Source organism: Amorphus sp. MBR-141, assembly GCF_053628695.1.
The window spans coordinates 34,186-59,604 of sequence record NZ_JBRJGW010000004.1 but is presented as its reverse complement, the minus strand read 5'-3'; the positions used below and the strand labels follow the sequence as shown (position 1 = coordinate 59,604).

The following is a 25,419-nucleotide window of genomic DNA, read 5'->3' as shown; positions in this document are numbered from 1 at the left end:
ATCAGCCTCCGTAGGGTTCAAGAACGAGGTCGCGCGCAACGATGACCCGCACCGGGAATCCCGGCCGGATGGTCAGTGTCGGCGCAATGTTGAGCTGGCGCTGGACGATCTGCCGGCCGGTCTGGCTGATGCTGTCGGACGCCCCTTCGCGCAGGGCGCTGACGAGATCACTGTCGCTGCCGGATGTCCCTGCGCTCGCCCCGACGCTCAGGATGGTGGAGAGGACCGCCGCCTTGAATAGCTCGCCCCAATGGTAATCCACGCCGTCCTCCAGCCCGGCATTGCCCTCGGCGTCGGCACCGGGCTGGCGTTCCAGCACGATGGAGCGGCCATTGGGGAAGATCAGCCGGTTCCAGACCAGGAGAACCCGACGCTGGCCGAAGCCGACGCCGTTGTCGTACTGGCCGATGATGCGGGTGCCCTGGGGGATCAGGAGGATCCGGCCGGTCGGGCTGTCATGGATGTTCTCGGTCACCTGGGCGGTGATCTGACCCGGCAGGTCCGAACGGATGCCGGTGATCAGCGCCGCTGGAATGACGGCGCCCGCCTGCAGGATGTTGGCCGAGGCCGGAGCCGCGACGCGGTCGGGGGACACGGTGCGCCGGTCCACGGCCTGGTTGAGGAAGGCCACCTGCCGCTCCTGGGCCGTCGGTATCGCCGCCGACGGAACGAGGCCAAGGGACGTCAGATCCGGGACAGGAGTCGCCGTCGTTGCCGACGCCGCGCTCACCTGTTGCGCCACGACAGGACTAGCTGGCCGCGTGTTGGTCTGGGCGAACAGCCGTCCGGTCCGCGCCGCCTCGCTCTCTTGAAGCTGGCGCTGCTCCTCGGGGCTGAGAGCGGGATTGGGCATGCCTCCCATCGCCGGGATCGGTGGCTGCGCTGCCGTCTGTGCATTGAGGATGGGCCGGCCGAGGTCGCCTGGGAGCGGCGGCCCCAGTTTGGGGATGCCGGTGTAGTCCTTCGGCAAGCCAGCGAGTCCGTCCGGCGTCGCCTTGACATCGGTGGCGTAGAGTTCCTGTCCTGGCCCGTGGTCCTTGCGCGCCAGAAGGGCGTAGATCAGGGCTCCGCCGATCCCGAGCCCGGCAACCAGCCCCAGTCCGGCCAGCACCTTGCGCGACAGGCGGGTCACCCGTGGCGGCTCCGGCCGCAGCCGCATGGCCGCAACAGCTTCCCCTGTCATTGGCCGGGCGTCGGCATCGCCTGTCGGTCCCGGCCCTTTCTCCTTCCCGGGTTCGATGCCGCTCATAGAACCGGCCTCCCGTCGGTGCGGGAAATGCGCACGCGCTTCTGGTCCTTGTCGGCGCCGAAGCGCAGCTCGGCCGCGGCGAACAGCCGGTCGACGATCATGTAATTGTCGCGCACGCGATAGTTCACGAGTTCGGAGGTGTCGCCCTGGGGACCGACCACGAACAGCGGCGGCATCTCGCCCTGGGCGATGCCCCTGGGAAACTCGATGAATACCTGCTGGCCATCGTCGAACGCCCGCAACGGCCGCCAGGGCGCCCGGTCACCGGTGATTTCATAGCGGAAGTTCACTTTGGTGAGGTCGATGCCGGTGGCAACGGGCTGCACGACTGCCGCCTCAGCATTCTGGCGTCGCAGCGCGATGAGCTGATCCTGAGGGTATTGCCAGGAGACCGAGGCCATGTAGGTCTTCTCGGTGGAGCGCAGCTCCATGTGATAGGTGCGCAGATTGGTGTTGATGACGAGGTTCGTGGTGAGGTCCGGCCGCGTGGGCTTCACCAGGATGTGGACCTGCTTCCCGCCCGCTGCCCCGCTCTCCGTATCGCCGATGATCCAGCGCACCGTGTCGCCGGCGGCCACGGGCCCCGCCCCCACCAGTTGCTCGCCGGGCTGTAGGGCAATGTCGGTGACCTGCCCGGGCGCGGCATAGACCTGATAGAGGGCGCCCTCCACGAAGGGATAGACCTGCATGGAATTGATGAAGCCGTTGCGGACGGGTTGCACGCGCGCGGCGGCATTGGCCTGGTTCACGCGAGCTGCAGGGTCGGTCGCTTCCGGTTCTGCCTTGCCGTCCTTCCCCACAGGCTTCAGTTGGCCCGGCAGGGGCAAGGGCTTCGGCAGCTCGACGATGCGCACCGGCCCCGGCGGCTCGGCCTTGAAGACGGCGGGCGGCGCATCGTCATATTCGATCTCCGGCGGCTTCTCGAAGGTGGCACAGCCGGCGAGCGCGGAAGTGCAAATGAGGAGAAGCGGCAAGCCGGACTTACGGAAAGCCGGAAAGGAGAGGACACGGCGCGCCGGCCTCCCGGATATGCGGATGGTCGTCGTCATTGTGCGAGCTCCTTCGACCAGTTGATGGCGTTGACGTAGATCCCGAGCGGATTGGCGCGGAGGCGCTCGGCGTCCCGCGGCGCCTGCACCACGACGGTGAGGATGGCGCTCCAGCGGGCGGTGTCGGCGAGGCTGCCGTCCTGGTAGCGGCGCTCGGTCCAGGCAATGCGGAAGGAGTCCGGCGAGGCGCGGATGACGCTCGAGACCTCCACCGCCACCTGTTGCTTGCCGACCCGGGCGAAGGGATCGTTGGCGCGGGCATAGTCATTGAGCGCGATGGCGCCGGCCTGCGTCGTATAGGCATAGGCCCTAAGCCAGTTCTGCCGGACGATGACAGGATCGGCGGAGATGCTGCGCACCTCGTCGATGAAGCGGGCGAGGTGGAAGGCGATCTGGGGATCGGAGGGACGATAGTCCGCCGCGGCCGGGGCTACGGCCTGTGCCTGACCGAGCTTGTCCACCTGAACCACCCACGGGACCACCGAGCCGCTGAGGGCCTGCCACGCGAGGGCCCCGGAGAGGCCAGCCGAGAGGGCGAGGCAGCCGAAGGCCATCAGACGCCAGTTCTTCGCTTGGACGCGGGCGGAGCCGATGCGATCGTCCCAGACCTGGGCCGCGCGCTGGTAGGGCGTCTCGGGCTCGGGAGAGCGGCCGTAATGGACCGAGGGTCGCTTGAAGGGCGTCATGATCGATCGCTTTCGGAGAGGGAGATGGAGGAGCCACCGCCATGGCTGTCGCCGGACCGCACCGCATGGGTCACGGTCTGAATGCCGTGGGCGACCTGCTGGGAGCGCCGCATGCGTTGGGCCCAATCAGGGACATCACCGGAAGAAGCCGGCGCGCTCGACGCGGTAGCAGCGGCTCCGGAGGCGGGCGACGCGGCGGCTGAACCGCGCAAAGGAGAGGTTGCCGCCGCTGCCCCAGCGCGTGCGACTCCGCCCAGACCTCCTGCGACGCCGGACACCCCGGATTGACCGGCAGCTCCCGCGCTGTACGCGGATGCGGCTCCTCCGGCGAGGCTCACGCCAGCACGAGCCGCAGCGGCTGTTCCGGCGAGCGCAGCACCTGCCCCTCGCACCGCGAGGCCAGCCGCGCCGGCTCCCGCGAGCGCAGCACCTCCCCCAGCAAGGCCGGTCCCCACGGCAGCGCCAGCGCCCAGCTGTGGCGCGCCGGTGATCAGTCCGGTGGCGATGCCGGGTCCGAAGATGCCCAGACCGAGGAGCGCCAGTGCTGCCAGCACGGCGGACAGGGCCTGGCTGATGGTCGGCTGGGCATCGCCATAGGAGGTTGTGAACTCAGAGAACAGCCCGGAGCCGATGCCGACGATGACCGCCAGCACCATCACCTTCACGCCGGACGCCACAATGTTGCCGAGCACCTTCTCGGCAAGAAAGGCGGTCTTGCCGAAGAAGGCGAAGGGGATGAGCACAAAGCCGGCGAGCGTCGTCAGCTTGAACTCGATGAGGGTGACGAAGAGCTGCACCGCCAGGATGAAGAAGGCGATCAGGATTAGGAGCCATGAGACCAGCAGCACGGCGATCTGCACGGCATTGACGAAGATCGCCACCGGCCCGGTGAGCTGGCTTGCGGCATCCAGCAGCGGCTGGCCGGCGGCGAGCCCGACTTCCGCGAGGCGCCCCGGGCGCAGGAACTCCGCCGTGCCGATGGCGGACCCGCCGGCCTTGAGGCCGAGCCCGGCGAAGCTCTCGAAAACGATCTTCGCAAGGCCGTTGAAGTTGCCGATGATCCAGGCGAAGAAGCCGATGGCGAGCGTCTTCCTCACCAGCCGGCGCATCACGTCCTCGTCGGCGCCCCAGGCCCAGAACAGACCGGCAAGGGTGATGTCGAGGGCGATCAGCATGGAGGAGAGGCCCGTCACCTCGCCCTTGATCAGGCCGAAGCCGGAATCGATGTAAGTGGTGAAGGTGTTGAGGAAGGTGTCGATGACGCCCACGTCGTTCATGGCGTCCCTCCCTCGGCCGGCTTGCCGAAGAAGCGGCGACGGCTCTCTTCCCAGATCGCGGCGCAGCGCGCGTCGATGGGGTCAGCGATCTCAATCTGGGCACAGCCCTTGAGATCCGCCGACGAGACAGGTGCCACCTTCTCCCTCACGACGACGTTTGGCTCCGCTCGCCGGCCGGCTGCGGTGGCCAGCGCCGCCAGCACGGCGCCGACCACGGCCGCGACCATGAGAGTTCTGAGCGCGGTGCCCTGATCCATGATGGCTCCTCAGTTGCCACGGAACATGGTGACGGCAGACGGCTGGTAGCTCGACCGGTTGGAGAAGCGGCGGTAGCGCTCCTGCCCCTCCGACACCGCGGTCGCCTGCTCGGCTTCGGACAGGGCCTGCGCCCTTCCGCTGGCGGCGACCACGGCAGTGAGATCGGACAACTGCTGGGCCTGGAGCGCCTGGAGCTGGTTGCCAGCCTGCATGGCCTGCAGCGCACCGGTCGCCGCCTGACTCTGGTCCAGCAACGTCGCGTTCTGCTGGCGGTTGGTGTCGAGATTGCCGACGACTCCGGCCTGCACCCGCATGGCGTCCTGAAGGCCCGCGACTGTGGTCTGCCAGAGGGTCTTGGCCTGGGCGACCAGGGCGGCATCCGTGGCACTCAGGGAGACCGAGCCGTACTGACCCTGAAATGCCCGGTCGATGGCGGTGACGTCATAGGTGATCTTCTGCGCTTCCCCGAGCAACTGCTGGGTCCGCTGGGCCGGCTGCTGGAGCGCACTCAAGGAGGAGTACGGCAGGCTCGCGAGGTTGCGGGCCTGGTTGATCAGCATCTGCGCTTCGTTCTGCAGCGAAGTGATCTGGTTGGTGACCTGCTGCAGCGCCCGTGCCGCCTGGAGGAGGTTCTGAGTATAGTTTGAGGGGTCAAAGACCACGGCCTGTGCTGCGGCGGGCGCGAGCGGGCACATGAGGAGCGGCGCGGCGACGAACGCCGCCCGCAGCATCGAGCGGATCATGAGCGTGTCTCCAGAAGGTCGAGGGTGGGGATGAGGTCGGCGGCCCAGCCGAGGCCGCGATGCCGCTGCCAGGCGGCGAGGAAACCATCGCGCCCATGCTCGGCGAGGATCTGCGAGAGCGCAGCCTGATCGGTCTTGGACCCGGCGGCGCACAAGGCGAGAGCCACCTGCGAGAGCCCGAGCTCGAACAGGCGGTTGCCGCGTCGGGACTGGCAGTAATAGTCCCGCTTGGGCGTTGCCCGCGCGAGGATCTCGATCTGCCGGTCGTTGAGGCCGAAGCGTCGGTAGATGGCCGTGATCTGGGGCTCGACAGCCCGCTCGTTGGGGAGCAGCAGCCGGGTCTGACAGCTTTCGATAATGGCGGGGGCGATGGCCGAGCCATCGATGTCCGAGAGGGACTGGGTGGCGAACACCACGCTGGCGTTCTTCTTGCGCAGGGTCTTCAGCCATTCCCGCAGCTGGCCGGCGAAGCCCGGATCATCGAGGGCGAGCCATCCCTCATCGATGATCAGGAGGGTGGGCGATCCGTCGAGCCGATCCTCGATGCGGTGGAACAGATAGGACAGTACGGCCGGCGCTACGCTCGTGCCGATCAGTCCTTCGGTCTCAAAGGCCTGGACGGACGCCTGCCCCAGGTGCTCGGCCTCGGCGTCGAGCAGCCGGCCATGGGCGCCACCGATGCAATACGGGCGCAGGGCCTGCTTCAGCGCATTGGATTGGAGCAGGACGGCAAGGCCGGTGAGGGTGCGCTCTTCGACGGGCGCGGAGGCGAGCGAGGAAAGCGCCGACCAGATGTGCTCCTTCACCTCCGGGGTGACGGAGACGTCTTCCCGGGTGAGGATCGCCACGATCCAGTCCGCCGCCCATGTGCGTTCAGGCAGTTCATCCACGCGGGCGAGCGGCTGGAGCGCGATGCTGTCCTCGGCGAGGCTTCCGCCCAGATCATGCCAGTCGCCACCCATGGCGAGGGCCGCGGCTCGGATGCTGCCGCCGAAATCGAAGGCGAACACCTGGGATCCGGCATAGCGCCGGAACTGCAGGGCCATGAGCGCCAGCAGCACCGACTTGCCGGCGCCGGTCGGGCCCACCACCAGAGTGTGCCCTACATCTCCCACATGGAGCGAGAAGCGGAATGGGGTCGACCCCTCCATCTTACCGTAGAACAATGGTGGCGCCGCAAAATGCGCGTCCTGCTGGTCGCCCGCCCAGACCGCCGAGAGCGGGATCATGTGCGCGAGATTGAGGGTGGAGATGGGCGGCTGGCGGACATTGGCATAGACGTGCCCGGGCAAGCTGCCGAGCCAGGCGTCCACGGCATTGATGGTCTCGACCATGGCGGTGAAGTCGCGCCCCTGGATCACCTTCTCCACCAGCCGGAGCTTCTCGTCGGCGATGCGGGGATCGGCGTCCCAGACCGTCACCGTCGCCGTGACATAGGCGATGCCGGCATGGTCGGCGCCGAGCTCCTGCAGAGCGAGGTCGGCGTCCTCCGCCTTGTTGGCGGCATCCGAATCCACCAGCACCGAAGCTTCGTTGGTCATCACCTCCTTCAGGATGGCGGCGATGGACTTGCGCTTGGCGAACCACTGCCGGCGGATCTTCGTGAGAAGCCGGGTCGCATCGGTCTTGTCGAGGAGGATGGCCCGGGTCGACCAGCGATAGGGAAAGGCGAGCCGGTTGAGATCGTCGAGGATCCCGGGCGTCGTCGCCGTCGGGAAGCCCACGATGGTGAGGATGCGCAGGTGCTTGGTCCCGAGCATGGGCTCGAGCCCGCCGGTGAGCGGCTGGTCGGCTAGCAGCGCGTCGAGATACATGGGCGTCTCGGGAACGCGGACCCGCTGGCGCCGTGTCGAGACACAGCCGTGCAGATAGGTCAGCGTGTCGGCGTCATCCAGCCAGCGGCACTCGGGCATGAAGGCTTCGACGAGCCGCAGAATGCGATCCGTGCGATCAATGAACCCGCCCAGAGCTTCACGGGGATCGAGCCCTTTCCGCTCGCTGCCCTCATAGAGCCAGCTCTCGGCCCGCGCGGCATCCTCCACCGGCGGGAGCCAGGTGAAGGTCAGGAAATAGCTGGATTCGAAGTGGCTGCCGGTTTCCGCGAAGTCGGCCTTGCGTTCGGCCTCGACCAGCGCGGAGGCGGGATCGGGGAAGACGCTCGTGGGATAGGCGCCCGCCGCATGCCGCTGGGCCTCCACAAAAAGTGCCCAGCCGGAGCCGAGGCGGCGAAAGGCGCTGTTGAGGCGACCCGCCACCGCCACCAGCTCGGCCGGCACCGCGGAATCAAGGTCCGGCCCGCGGAAGCGAGCCGTCCGCTGGAAGCTGCCGTCCTTGTTGAGGACGACGCCAGAGCCGACCAGTGCCGCCCACGGCAGGAAATCCGCCAATCGGCTGGCGTGACGCCGGTACTCCGCGAGGTTCATCATGGTGCGCGCCCCTCAGACCGACAGATGGGAGGGGATGCGCAGATGGCGGCGCACCACGTCCACGAAGAGCGGATCGCGCTTGGCGGCCCAGACGGCGGCGAGATGGCCGACGGCCCAAAGGGCGAGGCCGACGAGCCAGAGCCTCAGCCCCAGCCCGACGGCGCCGGCGAGGGTGCCGTTGAAGATCGCGATCGCCCGCGGCGCGCCGCCGAGCAGGATCGGCTCGCTCAGGGCCCGGTGGACCGGGACGGAGAAGCCTGGCACCCCGCCGAGATCGCCCGGCATCAGACCAGGGCTCCGCCGCTGAAGGAGAAGAAGGACAGGAAGAAGCTCGATGCGGCGAAGGCGATGGAGAGGCCGAATACGATCTGGATCAGCCGGCGAAACCCGCCGGAGGTGTCGCCGAAGGCGAGTGCGAGGCCGGTGGAGATGATGACGATCACCGCGATGATCTTGGCGACCGGCCCCTGGATCGAATCCAGGATCGACTGCAGCGGTGTCTCCCATGGCATGGAGGAGCCGGAGGCGTGGGCCGCGGAGACAACACACACGCAGGCGGTGGCGCCGGCCACGGCCTTCAGCAGCCGGCGGTAGAACGGAGGGAGTGTGAAAGTCACGGGGAGGTTCCTTCTTCGGAGGGAGCGGTGATGGGGAGGACGCGGTAGTCGCCGTCGGGCCCGAGACCTTCGACGTGCGAGAGCTCGGAGAGGCGGCGCGCGGAGCCCCGGCCCGACAGCACGGCGATGAGGTCAATGGTGTCGGCGATCAGGGCGCGCGGGACCGTGACGACGGCTTCCTGGATGAGTTGATCGAGACGCCGCAGGGCCCCGATGGCGCTGCCCGCGTGAATGGTGCCGATGCCCCCGGGGTGCCCTGTGCCCCAGGCCTTCAGGAGGTCCAGGGCCTCGGCGCCGCGCACTTCGCCGATTGGGATGCGATCCGGCCGCAGGCGGAGCGACGAGCGGACGAGGTCGGAGAGCGAGGCAACGCCGTCCTTGGTGCGCATGGCCACAAGGTTGGGGGCGGCGCACTGGAGCTCCCGCGTGTCCTCGATGAGGACGACGCGATCGGAGGTCTTTGCCACCTCGGCGAGGAGAGCGTTGGTCAGCGTGGTCTTGCCGGTGGAGGTGCCGCCGGCCACCAGGATGTTGGCGCGGGAGGCAACACCCTGGCGAAGAGCTTCCGCATGAAGCTCCGACATGATACCGGCGACCACGTAGTCGTCGAGCGTGAAGACGGCGACGGCCGGTTTGCGGATCGCGAAGGTCGGGGAGGCCACGACGGGCGGGAGCAGGCCCTCGAACCGCTCTCCCGTCCCGGGCAGCTCAGCTGACACCCGCGGCGCGCCGGCATGGACCTCGGCGCCGATGTGGTGCGCAACGAGGCGGACGATACGCTCGCCGTCCGCAGGGGCCAATCGCTCGCCCGTGGCGCTGAGCCCGTCCGACAGCCGGTCGATCCAGAGGCATCCGTCCGGGTTGAGCATGACCTCGACGACGGTAGGGTCCTCTAGGAGGCGGGAGATCACGGGGCCAAGCGCGGAGCGCAGCATGCGCATGCCCCGCGTCAGGCTTTCCGAACTGTGAGGTGAAGTCGCCATCCCATCCCCGCGCTTGTCGGGGACGACGCAGACGCGCCCCGGACGGGGATGATTAAAAGAGGGGGAAATTGGGAGGATTCAACAAGCCAATGCGGGCGTCGCGGTCTGGCGTGCAGATACTTGAGAACGGCGGGGTGCTGCTATTGTACCTGAGGAGCGAAGAGGCTCGGAGCAGAGGACATAGCGGACGACGAGAGCACAGGCTGTTGCTGCTTGAGACCAATGGGCATTAGCGGGCCGGTTCAAATAGTGGGAATGACCCATAGGCGACTTTCAGAGAGTCCGCTTTCGGGCACCAGCCCGGCTCGGTCCCCCGCCGGCCAGCATCGATTTTTCAACTGCCTGTGGACAGTCAGCTCGCGGGGGGGCCTGCGCCACACTGGCGCGACTTAGTCCCGCAGCGCATGATCTCGCATCCTAGGTCGATTCTGAGGTCCGGGTGTGTTCGATATCGAGAAGTTCAAGGACGAGGCAAAGCTGAAAGACCGCTACCCCAAACAGCTACAGCGCCTGAAACTTGCCGGGGTGCAAACCGACTGCGTCGAGAGCGCGGTCGAGGCTGCCATCGCCAAGATGACGACCGCCAAGACCTCGGCATTGGTTATCTATGGCGAGCCGCAGAGCGGAAAGACTGAGATGATGATCTGCCTAACGGCCAAGCTGCTGGATCAGGGCCACAAGGTCATCGTCCACCTGATGAACGACAGTGTCGATCTGCTGTCGCAGAACTTACGGCGCTTCAAGACCTCCGGTCTGGCGCCTGCGCCGCGCACCGCCACCGAGTTGCAGCAAACTGGGAAAGACCAAACGCCCGAGGAACTGATCGTCTTCTGCAAGAAAAACGGACGTGACCTGGAGAAGCTGATTACCCGCCTGTCGGGGGCCGGCCCAATCGTAGTGATCGACGACGAGGCCGACTACGCAACGCCAAACTCCAAGGTCAATCAGGGCATCAAAACCCCGATTAACGACCTGGTGGGCCAGTTGATCGGGGGAAACGGCTACTACATCGGCGTCACGGCCACGCCGGCGCGGCTGGACCTTAACAATACATTCCAAAACAGTACCGAGCAGTGGGTTAATTTCCCACCGCATGGAAAGTACACCGGTCAGGACACCTTTTTCCCGCTCAACAAGCAGCCTCTCTATCGCTTGACATGCCTGTCACAGGGCGGCAATTCGCAGGAGGCTCGGGATGCCCTGGTCCGATTCCTGGTCACCGCCGCCTATCTCAACGAAAAGGTGAACGCGACCGAACAGAACTATACGATGTTGGTCCACACCAGCGGAAAGAAGATCGACCACGAGGCCGATCGGGCAACGATCGAAGACGCGGTACTGGCCCTGACCAAGCCGGAGAGCCCAGCGTTCGCCGCCCTAGTCGCGCGGGTGCTCGCGACAGCCGAAAAGCTCTACCCTAAGGCAAACCCTGACAATCTCACCGGCTATGTGGTTGCGAACGCGTCGCGGGCGACACTGACGGTCTTGAACAGCGAGCGGGATCGCAAGGCGGCCGGCGACAACGCGACCGATCCGTCTTCGCCGTTCAGCATTATCATCGGCGGCAACATCGTCTCTCGGGGCGTGACCTTTCCCAATCTGCTGGCAATGTTCTTCACCCGCGACGTTCGGCACAGACTGCAGCAAGACACTTACATCCAGCGTGCACGCATGTTCGGGGCCCGGGGAAACTACCTTGAGCATTTCGAGTTGACCATTCCTGCCCAGTTGTACGCGGATTGGCACCGGTGCTTCGTGTTCCATCGCCTTGCGCTGGAGACCATCAAGGAGAACCTTGGCTCGCCCGTCTGGCTGGGGGACGGACGAGTGTCCGTGGCGTCGGGCGCCAGCATCGACAAGGCCACGGTGGCACTGGACAAGGGAGAGATGGCGTTCGGGCTATTCGACTTCAGTCCGGAGTTCGACCAACTGGTCATGCAGAACGCGACCGATCCGGCGACGCTCGCAGCGCTGCGCCACCAAATCGGCAACGACGCCTTGCCTGGCTTTCTCATCGAGTTCATCAAGGCGGTACTCGCCGGTGGTGGCGGTGGTCTAGCGATCCACAATGCCTCGTCCATCGCCAGTTACGGGGCCAGTGCCAACCACGTGGCGATCTCCCGCGCCCGCGGCTTCATGGGTAAGTCACAGCTGGAGCCGAAGAAATTCCCGACCGCCGTCCACCATGTGAAGATCTTCTACAACGCGGAAGGACGTGCACGCCTCTTCTACAAGAACCAGGGCAGCCTGCAATTCATCCAGAACCTCGCCTTCTCATTCGCCGCCTGACCAGTTCAGCGGCGCGGGGCCGCGCTGCGCACCTGGGCGGAACAGCGGTAGCGCCAGGATCCGGTGCATGTTCCCAGTACCGTGTCGCGTCGGCGACCAGAAACTTCGTCGTCGGCTCGCCGGTGTCGACCATTTGTCGGTTAAGGTAACGTTGTCGTTAAGTTGACGGAAATAGGTCAGCGGGTTGTGCAAAGTGCCCCATCAGTAATGCCTCGGCACGCATTCGATCCACACCAAGTGCATCGGCCTGGTCGGTCCATGATGTGTCACAGGAACTCGCGTCTAGGCCGCCCATTTCAGAACGGTTTCCTCCCGCATGCGCTTGGCCAAGGAACTCCCTTCGTTCGTCGGCAGATATCGATTCTGGGCCGGTAGGAGCCGAACCGACTGCTCGACGAAGGTCATCCCCTGCAACTCAAGCGCCTTGGACACCGCTGCCGAGTTCTCAATGAATACGCCCTTCAGGCACGAGTTTCCGACCACGAGCGTCGTCGTGCCGCCCGGCTTCAATATGCGGCGGATCTCGCCCGAGAGCGTCATCACGTCAGTGACGTAGCGGTCCACCATAGCGAGGTGCCGCCTCGGCAGCGCCGCTAGATCACCCAGCGCCGCGCGAACCTCTTCGTGCGCAGGATTGCCGACCTCCGGACCGCGTTCAGCTCCTATGCTCGTCGAGCGAATGGTTCGCAACTCGCTCAGGCGATGACCCAGCCAGACGAGCGAAAGCCGATGCCCGCGCATGTAATCGATGGCATTCAGATAGGGCGGCGAGGTCAGAACGGCGTCTGCAGTGTGGTCAGCAAGGGTCAGGGACCGGGCGTCGCCGAGCCCCACTACGGCACTACCGGCAGGCGGCGCGGCGAGAAGGCGTTTGCGGACTATCTTCAACGATCGTTCAAGGCCCTGGTTGACGCAATAGTTGGACTGCAGCGCCACCCGGTGCGGGCGACTATGCGAGGTATCGCGGGCGAGGCTGGCGCACTGCTCCTTGGTAACGATAATTCGACTCAAGGCGATTCGGATGACATCCAGCGCCGGAGTGTCCTCCGCCGTGGCGCCGTCGGAAAGCTTCTGCAGGGCGGCTGCCCAGCACCGGAGGTCGGACACTTGGGGCTTACCGAACCAGTAGGCGATGAAGTTGCGGGTCTCCTCGTCGCGATCGATCCAGGGCAATTCGACATCGTCCGGGTTGGTGGCGAGCGCCATCTTCGCGGCTTCGGCGTAGAGACTTCCGATCCGATCGTCCTGTACGCGCGTCGTCCAGACCCGCGACATCAGGACCGCCAGCGGGTCCAGATCGAAACCGATCGCCTGCAGGCCAAGGTCGCTAGCCTGACGGATGACCGTGCCGGAGCCCATCATGGGATCCACCACCACACCGCCGTCGGCGACCTGCTCAAGCGCCTGCAACGCCAGCTCCGGGGCCATCCGTGCCGGAAATGGGTGAATAGTGGCATTCATTGTTGCGCATCCCCCAGGACGGCATCAGCGTCAACGTCGGCGTGCAAGTTGTCGAGTTGCTTCTCGACAGCCGCCGCCACCCGCTCGGCGCTAGCGTTGACTATGATGCGCTCGTTGTCGTCTAGGCCGACCAGGTCTGGGATCAGGATTTGGAGCCCCCGAACCAGCCGAATGACATCTTCGTCGCGGACGGTGGGTACGCCCAGTTGACTACGGCAGGTGTAAGATACCAGAGACGCCTGCAGAGCGTCCGGCACCTTACCGCGCAGGTGCTCCAGAGCCTTCAGGAACACGTCGATCGTCAGCTTGCGCTTGCTTTTCAGCTTCCCTTCAAGCGCTTCGACCCAGGCGGTCACCACCTTGGGATCACGGAGCTTGAACATCGCCTCCAGAACATCCAGCGAGATGGCGCCATAAGTCACGGTGTACTCAAGGAGCTTGCCGAGATCGGCGGCTCGCATGGGTGTCACGCCCACCTGCTCACAGCGGACGGTGAGGGCTCCTTCCTCGAAACCGGGCGCCACGACCAGCGCGTATTGGGCACCATACCGTTTGCGGTGCTCCTGTACACCGTCCAGGGAGATGTTGCCGGTCTTCGCGGTCAGGTGCTTCGAGGACTTGGCGTCGTAGGTAAATTTGTAGAGCGGTGGCTCCGGCTCCTCTTCCGTCGGCTCCGGCTGCTGCGGTGCCGAGAAAGCGTAGGCGCTAGCGACGCCCTCGGGTTGGCCAGGCTTGGCCAGTTCCTTCACGGAAAATCCCAGGTAGCGCAGAGCGTCGGCGACGACGGTCTCGAGCTCCTTGCTGGCGCCGCTCTTGTGCTGTGTCCCAAGCAATAGCTTGGCTATGTGTGTGCCCGATTGCCTGCGCTGCAACGCCCGAAACCGCATGAGTTGGTCCCGATAATCACGCATGCTCTCCACTTTGGCCGGGTCGATACCGCTTTCCAAGGCATAGACGTCGGTCAGTAGATTCACCATGGCGATGGTGCGCACCAACTCCTTCTCCGCCTTGGTACGGGTGTGCTCCGCGACGAACGGGTGGTCGCGGTTGACGACAATGGTGCTGTCTTGAATCCTAAACCGCACAAAGCTGTCGTCGTCCGACCGCTCGTACTTTACCTTGCCAAGTGCGTTCTGGATGTGGTCGGCGGTATTTTTCCGCCAGTCCTCACGCTTCTGTTCGCGGTCGGAGATCCCCGTTTCGTCAAAAAGCCCCGGGATGGGCGGTTGGGTGCGCAGCGCCTCGGAGACGGCGCTGCGCAGTGGTGCCAGCGACACGACGCCCAGCGATCGTACCAGGACGTCACCGCCATCGGGCATCTCGGCATTGCTATCGCTGTCATAGGCCGACCGTGCAATGTTGAAGGCCTTGCGCAGAAACGCCCGGAAAACGTGCAGTGCGCGCTGCTCGCGAAACTGCTCACGATTGGTGTTCAGGTAGGGGTTCAGCCCGTCGGCACGCACGGTCATACGGAACCGCGCCCAGGCCGCGTGGCTCAGATTTTCAGCGCCGAAGCTCGGGTCCGACTGATTGACAACACGGCCGAGCACATTCACGAAGAACCCGTTTGAGACACCACGGTCCTCTGCCTTTCCCCCACTGATTTTCTCGTCGTAGAGGCGGATCCGCCCGGTCACCCGCCCGATACTAGGCAGGTCGATATAGGGATGAGGGGAGAGGCCGGATGTTACCTTGACGGTTGAACCAGCCTGGGTGGAAGTGGTGGCCGGCGCAGCGTCGTCCGGCTCTTCCGCGTTGTCGAGATTCAATTCGTCGAGCTTAAGATCCGGACCGATGCTCCATTCACGCGCGACACCAGCGGCGAGCTTCGTGGAGTTCAGCGCTTCTCCATTGATGCGAATGACCATCTCGCTACTCAGCGGCAGGGCGGCCTCGAGCATCCGACGCAGGACGCCCACTTTGAGTTCACGACCGGTGGGTTTCAGCCCCGACAGGATCACAAGGGTCCACGTACCTCTGCTCTGCCGCTTCAGGATCGACGCTGGTGCACCGAAATCGTCATCTGCTGCCGCGGCTCCAGGATCGAGTTGGACCCCTTCGGCGATGATCTTCAACAGGTCAGGACCATAGGCGACAGAGCCGATCGCCGTCTCGAGTTCCGACTCCCTGACTTCATAAAGGTCGAGAGTCAGTTCGCTGATGAGCTTGTCTGCGGCCGCGGTCCGGTCTACCTGGCCATAATCCATGGTGACCCGGCGGATAATCCCGTCAGCAGCCTTGCAGATGTACGTGAGTCGGCTCGCAAGCACATAGGTCGCAAGCTTGCCTATCCCGAATTTGCCAACCACCCGACGACCGTGCTGTTCGGGTTGGTCCCGCTTGGGCGAGAAGGCGATATGCCAGAGGTCGCGCAGGCCCTGCTCGTCCATGGATGAGCCGTTGTCGAGCACCGCCATCGTCGCGTCAGCGGCGGACAAGTCAGCTGGGATACGAATCTCAACATAGTCCGCGCCTGCGTCCCAGCCGTTAGAGATCAATTCCTCGAAGGCTTTCTGTGGCGACGAGTAGAGCTGTTCGCTGAAGTGCTCGAGGAAGCGGGTGCTGATCTCGACCGGGATTTCCGTGGTAGCTCGGCCGACGGCTTCGACGGCTACGACCGTCGCGTTCCCCGATTTTTTTTTACCCATGCTGATTCTGCGCTGACGTTGTCGAAACCCATCGTAACCATATACCCACAAGCTACGCTGAACGCACGGAATAACGTTCGCATTCCGGCTACGCCCGAATGGTTGCATCTGATGCACAGTGCTCATTGTCACGGTGTAGGAGCGGCTTGCTCCTCCGTGACCTCCTGAACGAGCTTCGGTCCCTTCGCGAGGCGCCGACCGAGCGCGACGATGAAGGCCTCATAGCGTTCCCCCGCCTTGGCCCTGGCTGCCTGTGCCGCGGGTTCGGGCAGTGCCGGCGTCGTAGCGAGCCAGAAGCGGATGAACACGGCCAGCGTCTCGACCGAGATGCCGACGTCGCGCTCCATCCGCGTCATCCGTCTGTCCAGCTGATCCAGGCGCTTGGCGATCGCGGCCTCGCGCCGCTCGGCTGCGTCGGGAGACAGGAACGATGCGATGGCAGCCTCCGCGATCAGCGACTGAGGCTGGTCCCGGCGCGCGGCATAATCTGCGAGCAACGCCATGGTGTCCGGATCGAGATAGACAGTGATCTGCGCCTTCTTCTTACGTGGGGCCATCGCCGTCACAGCTCCATGCCGTCGCGGGGGTCGAGCGAGACCTGACGCGCCACACCCTGCATGACGCGCGTCATGCGGCTGTTTCTGGCGAGGTCGTCCTCACTCTCATCCGCGAGGTCGATCTCGAATTCGTTCTGCGGTAATGCCAGCTCCTCGACCGGAACCACCCGAGCCAGCTCCGGCTGCTGTCGGCGCTCTGACCCGGTCGTATCCTCATCATCCCTTCCCTGCACCATCAGGCTCAGCTGCGACGGTGCGGGCAGCGGAAGGACGGTCCAGTCGTCGGCGCGCTGCTCGGTGGGTTCTGCAAGCAGAGGTGGCGACAAGATCCGCTCTCCGAGGCGCGCATCCTCATAGTACCGCGCCTTCTTCGCCCGGATCGGCGGGGTGCCTGCCACCATGACGATCTCGTCAGCGGGCGGCAGCTGCATCACCTCGCCCGGCGTGAGGAGCGGGCGTGCCGTCTCCGACCGCGAGACCATGAGGTGCCCGAGCCAAGGCGAGAGCCGGTGCCCGGCATAGTTCTTCATGGCCTTCATCTCGGTGGCGGTGCCGAGGGCGTCGGAGACGCGCTTGGCGGTGCGCTCGTCATTGGTGGCGAAGCTCACCCGCACATGGCAGTTGTCGAGGATCGAGTTGTTCGGGCCATAGGCCTTCTCGATCTGGTTCAGGCTCTGCGCGATCAGGAAGCTCTTGAGCTCGTAGCCCGCCATGAACGCGAGCGCACTCTCGAAGAAATCGAGCCGTCCGAGCGCCGGAAACTCGTCCAGCATCAGGAGGAGCCGGTGGCGACCGGCTTTCGCCTGCAGATCCTCGGTGAGCCGGCGCCCCACCTGGTTGAGGATCAGGCGAATGAGCGGCTTGGTGCGGTTGATGTCCGAGGGCGGCACGACGAGATAGAGGGTGGTCGGCTGCCGGTGCGCTACAAGGTCGGCGATGCGCCAGTCGCAGCGCCGGGTCACCTCGGCGACCACCGGATCGCGGTAGAGCCCGAGGAAGGACATGGCGGTGGAAAGGACGCCAGAGCGCTCGTTCTCGGACTTGTTGAGGAGCTCCCGTGCCGCGCTGGCGATCACCGGGTGGGGACCCCCCTCGCCGAGGTGCGGCGTCATCATCATGGCGGCGAGTGTCGCCTCGATGGGGCGCCTGGGGTCGGAGAGGAAGACGGCGACGCCGGCGAGGGTCTTGTCCCTTTCGGCATAAAGGACATGAAGAATGGCGCCGACGAGCAGAGCGTGGCTGGTCTTCTCCCAGTGGTTGCGCTTTTCCAGCGAGCCCTCGGGGTCCACCAGGATGTCGGCAATGTTCTGGACGTCGCGCACCTCCCACTCCCCGCGTCGGACCTCCAGCAGCGGATTGTAAGCGGCCGATTTCACGTTGGTGGGGTCGAACAGCAACACACGCCCGTGCCGCGCCCGGAAGCCGGCAGTGAGCTGCCAGTTCTCGCCCTTGATGTCGTGGACGATGGCCGAGCCGGGCCAGGTGAGGAGCGAGGGGACGACGAGGCCGACGCCCTTGCCGGACCGGGTGGGTGCGAAGCACAGGACGTGCTCGGGTCCATCATGGCGCAGATAGTCCCCTCCCTGGCGCCCCAGCACCACGCCGTCGGGACCGAGCAGCCCGGCCGCGCGGATCTCCTCGGGCTCGGCCCAGCGGGCGGAGCCATAGGTCTCGACGCGCCTTGCTTCCCGCGCCCGCCAGACCGAGAGCCCGATGGCGGCGGCGATGGATAGGAACCCGCCCGAGGCGGCGATGAAGGCGCCTTCTGTGAAGATCTCCGGCGCATAGGCGTCGTAGAAATACCACCACCAGAAGAAGGCCGGCGGGGGATAGACGGGCCAGGCGCCCAGCAGGAACCAGGGCGGGCCGAGCTGGTCCTGGAAGCCCAAGCGCCACGCCACGAACTGGGTGGCGCTCCAGGTGGTGGCCAGCACGATGGCCAGGACCAGGAGGATCTGGCCCCAAAGGATCTTGGTCGCGGACATGCGGAGCTCCAGCGATGTTGGGTGTCAGAGACCGAGGCCACGCTGGCGGCCGAAGGACCAGTCGATGCCGCCATCGGCGCGGGCGACACCCGAGAGGTGCTTGCCGAGGTGCTTCTCCAGGGACGGTGACCAAGGCACGAGCTGGAAGCCCAATCCATCGTCGATCATGGCAAAGCGGCCAGAGGCGAGCGCGAAGCGCTGGCGGTAGGTGCCGGAGACATAGTCTCCCGTTCCTGACCGATTGAACGGCTGCCCAGTCTCGGCGGCGAGCTTCTCGCCCAATGCCTCCACCTCTCGCCGGCGCAATGTCTCGATCAGGTCACGGGCGAAGGCGACGCGCTGGCCCTGCCGCTCGGCGAGCCCCTCCCGGATCAGGTGGTCGGCGCGACGCTCCATGGCATCGCTCACCTCGGCCCCGAAGCCGCCTTCGGAGAGGGATGCCGGCGCTCGGGAAAGCGCCTGACGATCAAGCCATGTGGCGCCCGATGCCGTAACCTGCTGATCGATGTTTAGATCGGAGCGGACGGCCAGTGCAATCCGCTGTTGGCCACGTCCATCCTCGAACCGCCTGAGCTCGACGATGGAGCCGGGACCGCCGTCGCCCGCCGCATCGAGGTCGGGCAGCCGGAGGTGGTGAGTGCGGCCGTCGACGCCATCCACCACAGCATAGGCGGTGCCCTTCAATTCATCATCGAGACCACGATCGACGAGACGGCCGATGACAGGCGCGTCCAGGGCCTCGCCGGCAAGCACATAGCTTGCGGGGCCTCGCTCGATCCCCTGGGCGGTGAGTGCCCGGTGTATCCGCTTGATGATGTCGCCGCGGTCGCCGAGAGCGCGCAGTGTCGCCTCAGCCTTCTCGTCGATGACCCATTGGCCGGGGCCGATCTCGTCCGCGAGGCCGAGGGTCTCGAGCTTGCGCAGCCGGCCCACCTTCAACGGAAGGAAGGCATCCGGCCCGCCATCGGCGTTATGCGCCACGTCAATGACACCGGCCTCGCGCTGATCGCGAACCAACTGGCGATCGAGATGGGTCCAGCCCTCCGCCTCCACCTGTCGCTCGACGGCGCGGTGGATGTCGAGGTCGGCGCGCGGGCCCAGCTCCTGCGTGACCAGATCCTGCGCGCGAGCGCGCATGCCCTCCTTGATGTAGTCGCGGGAGATGACGAGGTCCTGGCCGTCATCGGTCCGGCCCCGCACCAGAATGTGCAGGTGGGGATTGTCGGTGTTCCAGTGGTCGACGCCGACCCAGTCGAGCTTTGTGCCGAGGTCCTTCTCCATCTGACCGACGAGGTCGCGGGCGAACGACCGGAGGTCGGCTATGTCCGCCGCGTCCTCGGGCGAAACGATGAACCGGAAATGATGCCGATCGTCGGCGCAGCGCTCCGCGAAGGCGCGGCTGTCCCCCTCCTCGGCGCCCGGCCCGAACAGGCGCACCTTCTCTCCGTCCCGGGTCACCCCCTCTCGCCGCAGATAACTCAGGTGCGCGACGAGCGGCGTGGCCCGCGCCGTATGCCGCACCACACGGGTCTTGATGACCACGACACGCGAACGCCCAGTGAGCAGACGGTTGGCGACGACGCTCGCCGTCCGGCCGCGGCCGAAGTGCGAGCGCGCGCCCGGCGAGATGCGTCCGGATCGAGAAACGTGCCCGCCGGCCTTCTGGGCGGCCGCGAGCGCCTGGGCGATGAAAGGCCGGGCCCGCTGCGCTCGGGTGGATCGGATGCGGCCGGGCCTGACACGGAACTCGCGCTCATCGGCCATGGCGTGACCCCGCAAGGTGCGAGAAGTCCTGCGGTGGCAGCGGCTTAAGTGTTCGACACACATTGCCGATCAACGCCGCAATGTGTGTTTGGTCGCGAATTTCCCAATAGAAACAACCGCCCAACCGCAGCGCACCCTGCGCCCTTTTATCTCGCCATCGGTCGGTCGTTTCCCAGTCCTTCCGCCCCGTCCTTCGCTTGAACGGCAGAAAACCCGACGAGGTGCGAATGAGCCCGGACGTGGTCATTGCACGCCTCCCGAGCCACCAAGAGCCACGAAGAGGCCTTCCGCGCGCGGAGCGATCGCTGAGACATCCCGTACGTCGGGCGTCGGCTGGGCACGATCGTGTGGCGCCGGATCTGCAGCCGAAGCGCGGAACGGCTGCACCGCAAAGAGGGGGGCTTGAGCCCAGGAGGGCGTCTCGACCGCCGGCGGAGCGGCCGACTTCAATGCGGACGGCTCGGCCTCGCCGCGCGCGATCTCTGGCACTAGCTTGTCGACATAAGTGCGCGTCTCCGGTGACAGGGCACGCCCCTTGCGCGAGGCCTCATAGCGGCCAGGACCTGCATTGTAGGCGGCGAGGAAGCCGGGATTGCCGAAGCGATCGAACAGCTCCCGCAGATAGGCGGTCCCGGCCATGATGTTGTCGTGGGGATCGTAGGGATCGTCGCCGAGGCCGTAATGGATGCGCAGTTCGGCCCACGTCTCGGGCATGATCTGCATCAGCCCCATGGCGCCCTTCGGCGACGTCAAGCGCGCATCGCCGTCGCTTTCCGCGCGCATCACGGTGCGGATCCAGGTGGCTGGAATGTCGAAGCGCTCCGCGGCCTCAGCGATGAAATCGGCGTAGCGATCGACGGCGGCTGACACGTTCCGGCTCACCTGCACTTCAGCCGCCGCGGCCGTCGTCGACCAGCCGGAGGGCACCCCGGAAAGGAGAAGGAGGACGGCGGCACGACGGCCGTTGCGCGATCGCAGCAGTAGGTGCACGGCAGGCGAAATCAATCCGGTCCGCAGCATGGCGGCCTCGCGAAGCTGATGATGGTTGAGGTGAGGCGGCGCTCAGCGCGTCGGCGCACGCCAGACGAAGTGCCCGTCGCCGGCCTCGTCGGTGTAGAGCGGCACGGCGCGGCCGATCACGGTGCTGGCGGGCAATGGTCCGAAGTACCGGCCATCCAGACTGTCCGGTACGTCGAAGTTCATGAGGAAGAGCTCACCTTCCGCGACGCGCCGACAGCCGCGCCAGACCGGTAGGGGGCGGCCCATACGGTCGCGTTCCAGCGCTTCGCCGTAGGCCACGCCATCCACGGTGATGATGCGGTCCCTGCGGCAGACCTCCTGCCCGGGAAGCGCCGCCACGCGCTTCATCAATGGGACGCCGGCGCCCACATAGCCGCGTTCCACCAGGAAGCGGGCGAGCACCGCCGACGGCGTGACGGCGAGGAGGTCCGTGACCTCCAGCCTGCGCGCCGGCTCGATGGCATAGAGCCCGACGGGCGCGCTGGCGGAGACGTTCCACACCATCTTGAGCGGCGTGGGGACTAACGAAGCGGCTGCTGCGCCCATGACAGAGAAGTAGGTTACCATCACGTAGCCAAAACGGGTCATGCCTCGCACTCCCGCCGCTTGAGCCAGGCGGCATGGCGCTCCAGCGTGTAGGCGCGCGGCATATGGCCTGCCGCGAGGCGGTTATGGACATGCCGCCAATGGTCCGGCGCTACATCCGCGCCGTGGATGCCGATGGCCTCGACGGCATCCATGTGCTGGAGCACCTTCTCGACCTTCGGCCAGCCATCGGCGCGTAGCAGGATTTCGCCGCCCGGGCGCACGAAGGGCAGCGTCTGGTAGGCCTCGCCGGGTGCGACGGCGCGCACGATGTCGATGCGCGACACCACGGTGCCGAAGTCGTTTGCGGCCCAGCGGACGAAGGCGAAGATGGAGTTCGGCGCAAACGATACGATGCGGCGGCTGCGGTCGAGAGTTTGTGCCTGCGCAGGCCGGCCGAAGCGGATCCAGTTCTCGATCCGCTTCTCGATCCAGGTCAGCTCCACATGGGTCAGCGGATCTGATGTCGGCGCGGCGGGAGACGGGGCGATGGGTTTGGGAACGGAGGATGGCAGCGCCTGGCTCATGATGAGGCCGCTCCTGATGTCGGGGGGAATTCTCGGGCGAGGAGATCGCGGAGCATGTCAGCAACGGTCTGGCCGCGACTGAAGGCGGCGATCTTGATGCGCCCGCGCAGGTCGGGCGTGACGTCGATGGTGAGGCGCGCGGTGAAGGCGCCGGATGAGGCATCACCTACCGGCTTGGCCTCGGCGGCCTTGATCCAGTGCTCCGGATCAGCCGGGCGCGCGGCGAAGCCCTTACGGGTGGGTCGCGCCGTCATGGCGAAGATCTCGAACCGGCGAAGTTGGCGATCTCCGCCGCGAGAGCCGTGACCTCCCGCGCCGCCGGCCCGTCCGCATCGAGCTCGCTGACGAGCCGCCCCGACTGCGCCGACATGGCGAAAGCGACGCGCTGGCCAATGGTGGTTGCGAGCACGGGCGGATCGTGATCCGCCAGCGTTTCGGCCGTCTCACGGGCGAGCACCGTGCGGGCACCGCAGCGGTTCAGCACGAAGCGTGCGGCCAGCGCCGGTCGGTAAATGCGCGCCTCATTGAGGAGCGCGAGCATCTCCGCGGAGGCCCAGCCGTCGAGGGGCGAGGGCTGCACCGGGATCAGCACCAGGTCGGCGGCGAGGAGCGCCGAGCGCATGAGGGCGGCGACACGGGGCGGCCCGTCGATCACGATCATGTCGGCATCCCGCGCCAGCTCGGGGGCTTCCCGGTGCAGCGTGTCACGAGCGAGGCCGACGACACCGAACAGACGCGGCAGGCCCTCACGGCTGCGTTGCTGCGACCAGTCCAGGGCCGAGCCCTGGGGATCCGCATCGATGAGCGTGACCCGCTGACCACGGCTCGCCCACGCGCCGGCAAGGTGCAAAGCGAGCGTCGTCTTGCCGACGCCCCCCTTCTGGTTGAGCAGCGCGACGATCATCGGGGATCTCCCGATGTGTCGGCAGGCATCATCTCGGTTGCGGAAAGAGGTTCTTGCGCCTGAAATCCGTCTTTACGGAAAGACGGAAGACCTTCATCCTTAGAGGTGCGCGGATTGGCGGGTTTTTGGGCCGGCTGACCGTAGTTATCCACACCGCCTGCGCGCCTTTTAAAGTTAGACTCTATGTTAGAGTCTAAGTTAGGAGCGCGATTTTGCGTTTTCGGGCTTAGGGTTAACCCCTGTTTCGGTTCCTGAAAGCACGAGCGGCCGGTTCCTGATGGCACGTGGCACCGGGTTCCCGATGGCACGAAGGGATTCACAGGTTGTCCACAGGCCGGCTCGAAAGCGAGCAGCGTGCGCGCACCGGCGTCAAACTCCAGGAACAGGGTGTAGCCGGGCAGCGGCTGGCGGCGGATGATGTCCCGCAGCTCGAAGGCGAAGCGCTTGAAGGGCGAGAGGCTGCCCGATTTCAGGTGGAGATGGCGGAAGTCGAAGCGCCAGCCGGCGTGCTGGCGGCCGCCGTGCTTGCGCACCAGCCGGTAGAGCCAGCGGTCGAGACCACCCGTCAGCTCGAAATACGCCCGGTCGATGGTGAGGACGAGGGCGTCCTCCACGATGGCGCAATAGAACCAGTCGGGGACGATGAGCTCGATTCCCGCGGGCCTGCCATCCCGATCGGTGCGCTCCTTCCACTCGTTGATCCAGGAGAAGCGATGGCGCCGTCCCTCGGCCGGCTGGCGGATCGAGGTGGACACGGTGGTGGACTGCAGCCGGTCGAGCGCCGCCTTCAGGCGCTGATAGTCCCGCACCGAGGTGCCGCGCCCCACGAACCTGAGGATTTCATAGGGGGTGGCGACCATGAAGCGCGACGTGCGCAGGCCAGCGTCGCGGGCCTCCACGATCTGGCTTGCCGCCCAGATCAGGATGTCGGCGTCCCAGATGGTCGCCATGCCGTGGTCAGGCACGGCCTCGACCCGGATTGAGACATCGCCGGCGGCAAAATCGATGGGCGCGATACGATGGGTCTTGGAGAGGGAGAAGAAGGGATAGGCCATGAGATCCTGCGCATCTCGTGGCGCGAACGCGCCGGGAAGCGCGCGGAACAGATCGAGCTGTCCGCGCTCCGGCTGGGAGCGATGCCGCGCCGCCATGGAGAAGGGTTCCGATCAGCGTGCGAAACGGTGGGGCTCGACAACGCCGGGCAGGGCGTGGCGCTTGGCCGGCAGCACGCAGCCGCGCGGATCGGAGGTGGAGGTGACGGCGCCACGGGCGACCCAGGCCTGCAGGTCCTCGATGGCATAGACGACGCGTCCGCCGAGCTTGCGATAGCCGGGTCCGGTTCCGTAGGTGCGGTGCTTCTCGAGCGTGCGGGGCGAGAGGCTGAGGAAGACGGCGGCTTCCTTGGTGCGCAAGTAGCGTGGCGGCAGCGGGACAGCGTCGGGTCGCATGGATCGAACCTCCGTGGGCGATCTCGGGCCGCTGGTCATCAGCGGCGGATGGCGATCACGGTGGCGAAGGGCAGCCGTCGAGGGGGATGGGGAATTTGAGGGGGGCGAAAATCCCCACCCTCAGGATGCCGTCGCTACGGCTATGGTCTTCTGCGATGACGCAGGAGCTTGAGATAACCGCCGCCGATCATGGCGAGGCCACCTTTGACGAGGCCGATGACCTTGTCGCGCAGCGCCGAGGTTTTCCAGGGCTCGGACGCAACGCGCTTGGGGCCGTAAAGGACCGCGGCGATGTCGCGATAGCTGGCGCCGTTCGCCCGACCATCGGCCGCCAGCATCATGGTGCGCAGCCGGCCACGCTGCTGCGCGGTGATGCGAGTGTCGGGGATCGCCGGCCGACCCTCGACCGCGCGCCAGAAGCGGGTCAGTGCCTCCACCCGCCCAATCGTGTCCACGTCCAGCGGGACCAATGCCGCCAGTGGCGCGTCGGGGCGAGTCCCGGTCAGCAGCAGCACCTGCGCGGCATGAGGTGCCGGACCATGGACCCAGTATCGTCCCTCGGTGCTATCGCGCGGCGCAACCATGCCGCCGAACGATACGCTGGGCGCGCCCGGAAGAAACGCGGGCTGTTGGGCGAGAAGCACGATGGCCGGATCGACAACCGGCGACCACGGGATATTCTGTTCCACAGCGGAGAGAGATGGCCGCGCGGCGAAATCGCAGCCCCCAGCGTTGCTCCACCTCCCGGGGGAGCGGGTCGGCGTCCGAGCCGGCCTTCACGAGGGAATGATAGTGCTCCTGGTAGGTCTGGTCCCGGCGCAGGCATTCCCAGGCGAGGCCCTCCGCCGACAGCGTGTCGAAATAGCTGTAGCTGGCATCCTCTCGCCAGCGCGATGTATCGGGCTTCATCACTCGTCTCCGCATCAAGCGTGCGTGTCGAGCA

25 protein-coding genes are annotated in these 25,419 nt (G+C 66.1%); 1 reads left to right on the top strand and 24 read right to left on the bottom strand.

Annotated elements, in window-relative coordinates:
- Position 1: 1 nt before the first annotated feature.
- The 10 genes from ACSSVZ_RS06805 to trbB are packed head-to-tail and all read right to left on the bottom strand — an operon-like array spanning position 2 to position 9,288.
- Positions 2-1,249, bottom strand: coding sequence for a TrbI/VirB10 family protein (locus ACSSVZ_RS06805; RefSeq protein ID WP_453969038.1), 1,248 nt, complete (start codon positions 1,247-1,249; stop codon positions 2-4).
- Complete coding sequence (trbG, locus tag ACSSVZ_RS06800; RefSeq protein WP_453969037.1) at positions 1,246-2,298, bottom strand: P-type conjugative transfer protein TrbG; 1,053 nt, start codon at positions 2,296-2,298, stop codon at positions 1,246-1,248. Before trbG ends, ACSSVZ_RS06805 begins: the two co-directional genes overlap by 4 nt.
- Positions 2,295-2,984 (bottom strand): conjugal transfer protein TrbF, encoded by a 690-nt coding sequence (trbF, locus tag ACSSVZ_RS06795; RefSeq protein ID WP_453969036.1) that lies wholly within the window; start codon positions 2,982-2,984, stop codon positions 2,295-2,297. Before trbF ends, trbG begins: the two co-directional genes overlap by 4 nt.
- On the bottom strand, positions 2,981-4,261 hold the full coding sequence (gene trbL, locus ACSSVZ_RS06790) for a P-type conjugative transfer protein TrbL (RefSeq protein ID WP_453969035.1): 1,281 nt from the start codon (positions 4,259-4,261) through the stop codon (positions 2,981-2,983). Before trbL ends, trbF begins: the two co-directional genes overlap by 4 nt.
- Positions 4,258-4,518 (bottom strand): putative entry exclusion protein TrbK-alt, encoded by a 261-nt coding sequence (gene trbK-alt, locus ACSSVZ_RS06785; protein ID WP_453969034.1) that lies wholly within the window; start codon positions 4,516-4,518, stop codon positions 4,258-4,260. The genes trbL and trbK-alt overlap by 4 nt, the downstream gene beginning before the upstream one ends.
- Positions 4,519-4,527: 9 nt before the next feature.
- Entirely contained in the window at positions 4,528-5,262 is a 735-nt protein-coding gene (gene trbJ / locus ACSSVZ_RS06780; RefSeq protein WP_453969033.1) for a P-type conjugative transfer protein TrbJ, read from the bottom strand.
- Positions 5,259-7,688: a conjugal transfer protein TrbE gene (gene trbE / locus ACSSVZ_RS06775; protein WP_453969032.1), complete on the bottom strand. Its 2,430-nt coding sequence runs from the start codon at positions 7,686-7,688 to the stop codon at positions 5,259-5,261. Before trbE ends, trbJ begins: the two co-directional genes overlap by 4 nt.
- 12 nt (positions 7,689-7,700) lie before the next feature.
- Entirely contained in the window at positions 7,701-7,973 is a 273-nt protein-coding gene (locus ACSSVZ_RS06770) for a VirB3 family type IV secretion system protein (protein ID WP_453969031.1), read from the bottom strand.
- A complete protein-coding gene (locus ACSSVZ_RS06765) occupies positions 7,973-8,272 on the bottom strand; it encodes a TrbC/VirB2 family protein (protein WP_229646956.1) in 300 nt (99 codons plus the stop codon). Before ACSSVZ_RS06765 ends, ACSSVZ_RS06770 begins: the two co-directional genes overlap by 1 nt.
- Before the next feature lie 29 nt (positions 8,273-8,301).
- The gene (gene trbB, locus ACSSVZ_RS06760) at positions 8,302-9,288 is read right to left on the bottom strand and encodes a P-type conjugative transfer ATPase TrbB (RefSeq protein WP_453969030.1); all 987 of its coding nucleotides are present in this window, start codon (positions 9,286-9,288) and stop codon (positions 8,302-8,304) included.
- 441 nt (positions 9,289-9,729) lie between these two features.
- Here trbB and ACSSVZ_RS06755 point away from each other — a divergent pair, with 441 nt between their 5' ends.
- Positions 9,730-11,577 carry a Z1 domain-containing protein gene (locus tag ACSSVZ_RS06755; protein ID WP_453969029.1) on the top strand — a complete coding sequence of 616 codons (1,848 nt, stop codon included), beginning with the start codon at positions 9,730-9,732 and terminating at the stop codon, positions 11,575-11,577.
- A 282-nt stretch (positions 11,578-11,859) separates the two neighbouring features.
- On the opposite strand, the gene ACSSVZ_RS06750 is transcribed toward ACSSVZ_RS06755, so the two are convergent.
- The 14 genes from ACSSVZ_RS06750 to ACSSVZ_RS06685 form a co-directional block, all read right to left on the bottom strand.
- Positions 11,860-13,038, bottom strand: a complete 1,179-nt coding sequence (locus ACSSVZ_RS06750) for a hypothetical protein (RefSeq protein ID WP_453969028.1) — start codon at positions 13,036-13,038, stop codon at positions 11,860-11,862.
- On the bottom strand, positions 13,035-15,686 hold the full coding sequence (locus ACSSVZ_RS06745; protein WP_453969027.1) for an ATP-binding protein: 2,652 nt from the start codon (positions 15,684-15,686) through the stop codon (positions 13,035-13,037). The genes ACSSVZ_RS06750 and ACSSVZ_RS06745 overlap by 4 nt, the downstream gene beginning before the upstream one ends.
- 128 nt (positions 15,687-15,814) lie before the next feature.
- Positions 15,815-16,243, bottom strand: a complete 429-nt coding sequence (locus ACSSVZ_RS06740) for a CopG family transcriptional regulator (RefSeq protein ID WP_453969299.1) — start codon at positions 16,241-16,243, stop codon at positions 15,815-15,817.
- A 5-nt stretch (positions 16,244-16,248) separates the two neighbouring features.
- On the bottom strand, positions 16,249-18,228 hold the full coding sequence (locus tag ACSSVZ_RS06735) for a conjugal transfer protein TraG (protein WP_453969026.1): 1,980 nt from the start codon (positions 18,226-18,228) through the stop codon (positions 16,249-16,251).
- Between the two features lie 24 nt (positions 18,229-18,252).
- The gene (locus ACSSVZ_RS06730; RefSeq protein ID WP_453969025.1) at positions 18,253-19,992 is read right to left on the bottom strand and encodes a relaxase/mobilization nuclease domain-containing protein; all 1,740 of its coding nucleotides are present in this window, start codon (positions 19,990-19,992) and stop codon (positions 18,253-18,255) included.
- Positions 19,993-20,235: 243 nt separating this feature from the next.
- Positions 20,236-21,012, bottom strand: a complete 777-nt coding sequence (locus ACSSVZ_RS06725) for a lytic transglycosylase domain-containing protein (protein ID WP_453969024.1) — start codon at positions 21,010-21,012, stop codon at positions 20,236-20,238.
- Positions 21,013-21,054: 42 nt separating this feature from the next.
- Positions 21,055-21,600 carry a S26 family signal peptidase gene (locus ACSSVZ_RS06720; protein ID WP_453969023.1) on the bottom strand — a complete coding sequence of 182 codons (546 nt, stop codon included), beginning with the start codon at positions 21,598-21,600 and terminating at the stop codon, positions 21,055-21,057.
- On the bottom strand, positions 21,597-22,124 hold the full coding sequence (locus tag ACSSVZ_RS06715) for a DUF2840 domain-containing protein (RefSeq protein WP_453969022.1): 528 nt from the start codon (positions 22,122-22,124) through the stop codon (positions 21,597-21,599). The genes ACSSVZ_RS06720 and ACSSVZ_RS06715 overlap by 4 nt, the downstream gene beginning before the upstream one ends.
- Complete coding sequence (locus tag ACSSVZ_RS06710; protein ID WP_453969021.1) at positions 22,121-22,378, bottom strand: hypothetical protein; 258 nt, start codon at positions 22,376-22,378, stop codon at positions 22,121-22,123. Before ACSSVZ_RS06710 ends, ACSSVZ_RS06715 begins: the two co-directional genes overlap by 4 nt.
- Positions 22,375-23,028: a ParA family partition ATPase gene (gene parA, locus ACSSVZ_RS06705; RefSeq protein ID WP_453969020.1), complete on the bottom strand. Its 654-nt coding sequence runs from the start codon at positions 23,026-23,028 to the stop codon at positions 22,375-22,377. Before parA ends, ACSSVZ_RS06710 begins: the two co-directional genes overlap by 4 nt.
- Positions 23,025-24,179 carry a replication initiator protein A gene (locus ACSSVZ_RS06700; protein ID WP_453969019.1) on the bottom strand — a complete coding sequence of 385 codons (1,155 nt, stop codon included), beginning with the start codon at positions 24,177-24,179 and terminating at the stop codon, positions 23,025-23,027. Before ACSSVZ_RS06700 ends, parA begins: the two co-directional genes overlap by 4 nt.
- 15 nt (positions 24,180-24,194) lie before the next feature.
- Positions 24,195-24,476 carry a helix-turn-helix transcriptional regulator gene (locus tag ACSSVZ_RS06695; RefSeq protein WP_149578527.1) on the bottom strand — a complete coding sequence of 94 codons (282 nt, stop codon included), beginning with the start codon at positions 24,474-24,476 and terminating at the stop codon, positions 24,195-24,197.
- Positions 24,477-24,616: 140 nt separating this feature from the next.
- Positions 24,617-25,120 (bottom strand): DUF2285 domain-containing protein, encoded by a 504-nt coding sequence (locus ACSSVZ_RS06690; RefSeq protein ID WP_453969018.1) that lies wholly within the window; start codon positions 25,118-25,120, stop codon positions 24,617-24,619.
- Positions 25,041-25,385, bottom strand: coding sequence for a transcriptional regulator domain-containing protein (locus tag ACSSVZ_RS06685; RefSeq protein ID WP_453969017.1), 345 nt, complete (start codon positions 25,383-25,385; stop codon positions 25,041-25,043). Before ACSSVZ_RS06685 ends, ACSSVZ_RS06690 begins: the two co-directional genes overlap by 80 nt.
- Positions 25,386-25,419 lie beyond the last annotated feature (34 nt).